At 49.8% G+C, this 6629-nt stretch carries 7 protein-coding genes; all 7 read left to right on the forward strand.

Annotation, left to right across the window (positions count from 1 at the left end):
* Positions 1-25 precede the first annotated feature (25 nt).
* A complete protein-coding gene (locus AB7U36_RS15705; protein WP_428160653.1) occupies positions 26-493 on the forward strand; it encodes an N-acetyltransferase family protein in 468 nt (155 codons plus the stop codon).
* A gap of 448 nt (positions 494-941) precedes the next feature.
* Entirely contained in the window at positions 942-1766 is an 825-nt protein-coding gene (nifH, locus tag AB7U36_RS15710) for a nitrogenase iron protein (protein WP_428160654.1), read from the forward strand.
* Between the two features lie 33 nt (positions 1767-1799).
* The gene (locus AB7U36_RS15715) at positions 1800-2159 is read left to right on the forward strand and encodes a P-II family nitrogen regulator (protein ID WP_035237764.1); all 360 of its coding nucleotides are present in this window, start codon (positions 1800-1802) and stop codon (positions 2157-2159) included.
* Positions 2156-2536 carry a P-II family nitrogen regulator gene (locus AB7U36_RS15720; protein WP_428160655.1) on the forward strand — a complete coding sequence of 127 codons (381 nt, stop codon included), beginning with the start codon at positions 2156-2158 and terminating at the stop codon, positions 2534-2536. The genes AB7U36_RS15715 and AB7U36_RS15720 overlap by 4 nt, the downstream gene beginning before the upstream one ends.
* Before the next feature lie 36 nt (positions 2537-2572).
* Complete coding sequence (locus AB7U36_RS15725; protein ID WP_428160656.1) at positions 2573-4204, forward strand: nitrogenase component I subunit alpha; 1632 nt, start codon at positions 2573-2575, stop codon at positions 4202-4204.
* A gap of 47 nt (positions 4205-4251) precedes the next feature.
* Positions 4252-5628: a nitrogenase molybdenum-iron protein subunit beta gene (gene nifK, locus AB7U36_RS15730; RefSeq protein ID WP_428160657.1), complete on the forward strand. Its 1377-nt coding sequence runs from the start codon at positions 4252-4254 to the stop codon at positions 5626-5628.
* A 25-nt stretch (positions 5629-5653) separates the two neighbouring features.
* On the forward strand, positions 5654-6629 hold a 976-nt coding region (locus tag AB7U36_RS15735; protein ID WP_428160658.1), incomplete at its 3' end, for a nitrogenase component 1.

Genomic DNA, 6629 nt, shown 5'->3' on the forward strand with positions numbered 1-6629 from the left:
AACGGAATATTAAAAGGAGTTGTCCATGGAAATTATCATTAAAGAAGCACGCCCTGCCGATATTGATCAGATGCTGCCCCTGCTGGCCCAGTTGTTTGCCATAGAGCAGGATTTTGAATTCAATCCAGGGGTCCAGACCCGGGGGCTGCGGCTGATGCTGGACGGATGCGGAAAGCACAGAACCGTGAAGGTGGCGTGGATGAATGACACAATTGTCGGAATGTGCACGGCTCAGACCCGAATTTCAACGGCCCAGGGCAATATCAGTGCAGTGGTGGAAGACCTGGTTGTGGATCGTGAATACAGAAACAAAGGCATAGCAAGCCTTTTATTGTCTGCTATTGAAGGCTGGGCCGTAAGCAAAGGGATAAAATCCATCTCCCTGCTCGCAGACAAAGACAACCATAAAGGGCTTGATTTTTATACTAAAAAAGCGTGGAAACGCACCGCATTGGTCTGCCTGGTAAAATCCGTGGGTCAAGATCCCATGTAGGACCTTAAACCGGAAGATATTCTTCACATATCTGTCAACAAAAAAGGAGACCGGATAAAAAATTACATTTTTGGTGTTTGTAATTATGGATCAATTGAGAAGGCATCATTTGCAGATATCCCGCACATTCTTTTTTAATTTCCACCCCCCCATTTAATAGCCGTAAGAATTTATTTAATGAATTATAATCTATTTGAAAAGTAAAGATTACATATTTGAACCTAAATATATTTCATATTTGTAATATTAAAACACTTCCCCATTTGCACCAACATGAATAAAAAATTTTTTTTATTTAAAACGATTTGTAATTCAAGCAGGTTATATTTTTTTGCCATTCATCCAAAATCCAGATGGAACACCCGTTGCATTTGTTGGCATTACGACGATCAACAGGTTATGTGCCTGCTAAAAACAACGAAACCTTAATTAAGGAGCTAAAAAAACAATGAGAAAGGTAGCAATCTACGGAAAAGGCGGTATCGGGAAATCCACTACAACCCAGAATACAGTAGCAGGACTGGTTGAGGCCGGCAAAAAAATTATGATCGTGGGGTGTGACCCCAAGTCTGACTCTACAAGGCTCATGCTCAACGGACTGGCTCAGAAAACCGTTCTGGACACCCTGAGAGAAGAAGGTGAAGATGTTGAACTCGAAGATGTCAGAAAAGAAGGATACGGCGGGGTTCTGTGTACGGAATCAGGCGGACCGGAACCTGGCGTCGGCTGCGCCGGCCGCGGGATCATCACCTCCATCAACCTGCTGGAACAGCTGGGCGCCTATGACGAAGAACAGAATCTGGATTATGTATTTTATGATGTTCTGGGCGACGTGGTCTGCGGCGGATTTGCCATGCCCATCCGTGAAGGCAAAGCCCAGGAGATCTACATTGTCGTATCCGGCGAGATGATGGCCATGTACGCGGCCAACAACATCTGCAAGGGTATCGTGAAATTTGCCCAGTCCGGCGGTGTACGCCTCGGCGGCCTGATCTGCAACTCTCGTCAAGTCGAGAACGAAGAGGAGATGATTCTGCAGCTGGCCAAGAGACTGGGTACCCAGATGATCCACTTTGTTCCCAGGCATAACATGGTCCAGCAGGCTGAGATCAACCGAAAAACTGTAATTGATTTTGCACCGGAGCACCCCCAGGCAGATGAATACCGGGCCCTGGCCAGAAAAATTGATGAAAATGAAATGTTTGTCATCCCGACGCCCCTTGAGATTGAAGAACTGGAGGCCCTGCTCATTAAATACGGGATCGCTGCGTAACCAAAAACCCAAGAACCAAAAAGGAAAATTTAAATGAAAGTAATGATTAAATCCATTGTCCGCCCTGAAAAAGTTAACGCAGTCATGGCCGCCCTCATGGAAGCCGGGTATCCGGCTGTCACCCGGATGAGTGTGGCAGGACGTGGAAAGCAGCGGGGCATCAAAATCGGTGAAATTACCTATGATGAAATTCCCAAGGAGATGCTGATATCGGTTATTGATGAAAAAGATCGTGATTTTCTCCTTAAGACCATTTTGGCCACGGCAAAGACCGGTGAGAAAGGTGCCTTTGGCGACGGCAAGATTTTCATCTCTCCGATAATCGAGTCTTATACCATCAGCTCAGGCAAAAAGGACATAGACCTTGATTCAGACGTCGAGGTGGCATCATGAAAGAAATCATGGCTGTCGTCCGCATGAACAAGATCAATGAGACCAAGAAGGCTCTGATTGAGGCGGGCGTCTCCTCCATGACCGCCCTGGAGTGCCTGGGACGGGGTAAAGGCCTGGTGAACATGGCTCTGCTCAAGGGTGCGGAACAAGGGTATGAAGAGGCCATTGCCCAGTTGGGCCAGAGCGATCGCCTTCACCCCAAGAGAGCCATATTTGTAGTTGTACCGGACAAACTGGTCCAAAAAACCGTAAACACCATTATTAAAGCCAACCAAACCGGAAAGTCAGGGGACGGAGTTATCTGGGTCAAGCCCATCTACGACTCCATCTCCGTGAGAACATCAGAAAACGGAGATGCCGTTCTTGACGATTTTTAAGCAAAACAACATGAGAGAAAAGATAGGGGTAATCATATGACAGGCGAACGAACCCACACCGTTAACCCGGAAGATATAAAAAAAGAAATTCTGGCAAAGTATCCGCCCAAAGTGGCCCGGAAACGCGCCAAACAGATCACGCCGGTTACAAGCGATGAAAAAGGCGGTCTCCAGGTAGGAGCCAATGTCAGGACCGTCCCGGGCATCATCACCCAGAGAGGATGCTGCTATGCAGGCTGCAAAGGCGTTATCATGGGCCCGACCAGGGACATCATCAATCTGACCCACGGTCCCATCGGCTGCGGATTCTATTCATGGCTGACCCGGCGCAACCAGACCCGTCCCCCGTCAGACGAGGCTGAAAATTATATGACCTACTGCTTTTCCACGGACATGCAGGACGAGGACATTGTTTTCGGTGGGGAAAAGAAACTTAAAGCCGCCATCCAGGAAGCCTATGATATTTTCAAACCCAAGGCCATCTCCATCTTTTCCACCTGTCCGGTGGGTCTGATCGGCGATGATGTCCATGCCGCGGCAAGAGAGATGAAGGAAAAACTTGGCATCAATATTTTTGGATTCTCCTGTGAAGGATATAAAGGCGTGAGCCAGTCCGCCGGCCATCATATTGCCAACAACACGATTTTTCAACACGTTGTGGGCCTGGATGATACAGTCATGGACGCGAAATTCAAAATTAACCTGTTGGGTGAATACAACATCGGCGGCGACGGGTTCATCATTGACGAGTTGCTGAATAAATGCGGCATTGAGCTTGTTTCCACATTTTCAGGCAACTCCACCATTGACCAGTTTGCCAACTGCCATACCGCAGATCTTAATGCAGTCATGTGCCACAGATCCATTAACTATGTGGCAGACATGCTGGAGGTAAAGTACGGCATTCCCTGGATAAAAGTCAGTTTTACGGGACCAACGTCAACAATCAACAGCCTGCGCAAAATAGCAGCCTATTTTGAAGACCAGGAACTCATTGACCGGGTGGAAGAGGTTATCGCCGAGGAGATGATTCCTGTTGAGGCCAAAATAAAGGAGGTCAGACCGCGGTGCGAGGGCAAAACCGCCATGATGTTTGTGGGCGGTTCCCGGGCCCACCACTACCAGGAACTGTTCAAGGCCATCGGCATGAAAGTGCTTTCCGCCGGATACGAGTTTGCCCACAGGGATGACTATGAAGGGCGTCATGTCATTCCGGATATCAAGGTTGATGCCGATTCCAGAAATATTGAAGAGCTGACCATCGAAAAAGATGAAACCCGGTACAGTCCCAGAAAGACCGAGGAAGCGATGAAGGCCCTGGAGGAAAAGGGTTATCCGTTTAAATCGTATGACGGCCTGATCCCTGAAATGACCGCGGGTTCCCTGATTGTCGATGACATCAGCCAGCACGAAACAGAAACCCTTATCGCCATGTACAAGCCGGACATTTTCTGCGCCGGTATCAAGGAAAAATACGCAGTCCAGAAGCATGGTATTCCCATGAAGCAGCTCCACTCCTATGACACGGGTGGGCCATACGCGGTATTCAAAGGCGCGGTAAATTTTTTTGAAGAAATTGACCGCATGCTCAACGCCAACATCTGGCAGTACCTGAAAGCCCCATGGCAGAAGGCACCTGAGTTATCCGCCAAGTACGTTTGGGAATAATCAAGATACAAGAAGCAAGAAACAAGAAAAAAGAAACGGAGAAACATATGCTGCTTCGACATACACCCAAAGAGATTAAAGAAAGAAAATTCTTGACCATTAACCCGGCCAAGACCTGCCAGCCCATCGGGGCCATGTACGCGGCCCTAGGTATCCATGGCTGCCTGCCTCACAGCCATGGGTCCCAGGGCTGCTGCGCCTATCACAGGTCCACGCTGACCCGTCATTACCGTGAACCCATCATGGCGGCCACCTCCTCCTTTACTGAAGGGGCATCGGTATTCGGGGGCCAGGCCAACCTGCTCCAGGCCCTTTTGACCATATTCACCACCTATGACCCGGACATGGTTGCGGTTCACACCACCTGTCTGTCGGAAACCATTGGCGACGACGTTAATCAGATTGTCAAGAAGGCAAAACAAGACGGCACGATCCCCAAAGGCAAGTATGTAATCCATACGTCAACGCCGTCCTATGTGGGCTCCCATGTCACGGGCTTTTCCAATATGGTTAGATCCATGGTGGTTCAGCTTGCCGAAAAGACCGGCAAACCCAACGGGAAATTCAACATTGTTCCCGGATATGTGGAACCTTCGGACATGGCTGAAATTAAGAGAATAGCCGGGATGCTGGGCATTGAGTCCATCCTCTTTCCAGACACCTCCGGCATTCTGAACGGCCCATTGACCGGCAAATTCCATATGTACCCCAAGGGCGGGGTTTCCGTCAAAGAGTTGAAGAGTGCCGGCGACAGTTTGGGTTCCATCGGGCTGGGGGCCTGGGCTTCGGCAGATGCGGTCAGAGCCCTTGACGCCCAGTGCAAGGTGCCCTGCCAGGTGCAGGATCTGCCCATAGGCCTTTTGGCCACAGACCGGTTCGTTGATGCCCTGCGCACCGCAGCCGGCGTTTCCGTACCCGATACCATTACCCAGGAGCGGGGCCAGCTTTTAGATGTAATCTCAGACATGCAGCCCCATCTGTACGGCAAAAAGGTAGCCATTGCCGGAGATCCGGACCAGGTAATTGCCCTGACTGAATTTCTGGTCACCATTGGTATGAAACCGGTCCATATCGTCACCGGAACCCCGGGCAAAGCCTTTACTGAGCGGATCAAGGAGAGCACTGCCCGGTTTGGAGACGGTATCAACGTCAAGGGGCCCGGCGACCTTTTTACCCTGCATCAGTGGATCAAGAACGAGCCCGTGGATCTGCTCATCTGCAACACCTACGGCAAATACATTGCCCGGGATGAAGATATCCCGTTTGTACGGCACGGCTTCCCCATCCTGGACCGGATCGGCCACTCTTACTTCCCCACGGTGGGATACAAAGGCGGTCTGCACTTCCTGGAGAAAATTCTGGGCGTCCTTATGGACCGCACGGACCGGGATGCACCTGAAGAACGTTTTGAACTGGTAGAGTAAATTAAAGCAGTAAAGGATAAATAAAATGACCTCGATATCGGTACTCAAGCAGCGGGAAAAACAGATCTACCAGAAGGGTAAACAGCCCTTTGAGATGGAATGTGAAACCAAAAGTCTGGCCGGCGCAGTCAGCCAGCGGGCCTGTGTGTTCTGCGGCTCCAGGGTGGTGCTTTACCCCATTGCCGACGCCTTGCATCTGATCCACGGTCCCATTGGGTGCGCCTCCTATACCTGGGATATCAGGGGAGCCCTGTCTTCGGGCCCGGAGCTTCACAGGATGAGTTTTTCAACGGATCTGTCAGAGACCGATATTATCTACGGCGGAGAAAAAAAGTTGAAAAAGGCATTGCTGGAACTCATCGATAAATATTCACCCAAGGCTGCCTTTATCTACTGTACCTGTATCGTGGGCATTATTGGCGATGACGTGGACGCGGTCTGCCGCCAGGTGGAAGAAGAGACCAACATTCCTGTCATCGCTGTCCACTCCGAAGGATTTAAAGGAACCAAAAAAGACGGGTACAAGGCAGCCTGCGACGCCTTGTTCAGCCTGATAGAAAGAAACAAAGCCCCCCGGGTCACCATTCCCGATTCCATCAATATCCTGGGCGAATTCAATATTGGCGGAGAGACATGGATCATAAAAAAATACTATGAAGCCATGGGCGTAAAAGTGGTCTCTGTGATCACAGGAGACGGCCGGGTGGACGAAGTGATGCAGGCGGGCAATGCCGCCCTGAACGTGGTCCAGTGTTCAGGGTCGGTCACCCATCTGGCAAAGCAGATGCAGGAAGAATACGGCATCCCGTTTATAAGAGTCTCCTATTTCGGCATTGAAGACACCTCGGATGCCCTGTACCGGGTGGCAGTATTTTTTGATCAGAACCCTGAAATGCTTAAAAAAACCAAGGAACTGATCAAAAAAGAAGTTCAGGCCATTATCCCCAGCCTTGAGACCATGAAAAAAGACCTTGAAGGCAAAAAAGCAGCCATTTATGTGG

The sequence above is a fragment of the Desulfobacter sp. genome (genome assembly GCF_050177295.1).

Excerpts from the sequence above, each read along its gene's own strand:
- AB7U36_RS15705 (WP_428160653.1), top strand. The coding sequence starts at position 26 with ATGGAAATTATCATTAAAGAAGCACGCCCTGCCGATATTGATCAGATG.
- nifH (WP_428160654.1), top strand. The coding sequence starts at position 942 with ATGAGAAAGGTAGCAATCTACGGAAAAGGCGGTATCGGGAAATCCACT.
- AB7U36_RS15715 (WP_035237764.1), top strand. The coding sequence starts at position 1,800 with ATGAAAGTAATGATTAAATCCATTGTCCGCCCTGAAAAAGTTAACGCA.
- AB7U36_RS15720 (WP_428160655.1), top strand. The coding sequence starts at position 2,156 with ATGAAAGAAATCATGGCTGTCGTCCGCATGAACAAGATCAATGAGACC.
- AB7U36_RS15725 (WP_428160656.1), top strand. The coding sequence starts at position 2,573 with ATGACAGGCGAACGAACCCACACCGTTAACCCGGAAGATATAAAAAAA.
- nifK (WP_428160657.1), top strand. The coding sequence starts at position 4,252 with ATGCTGCTTCGACATACACCCAAAGAGATTAAAGAAAGAAAATTCTTG.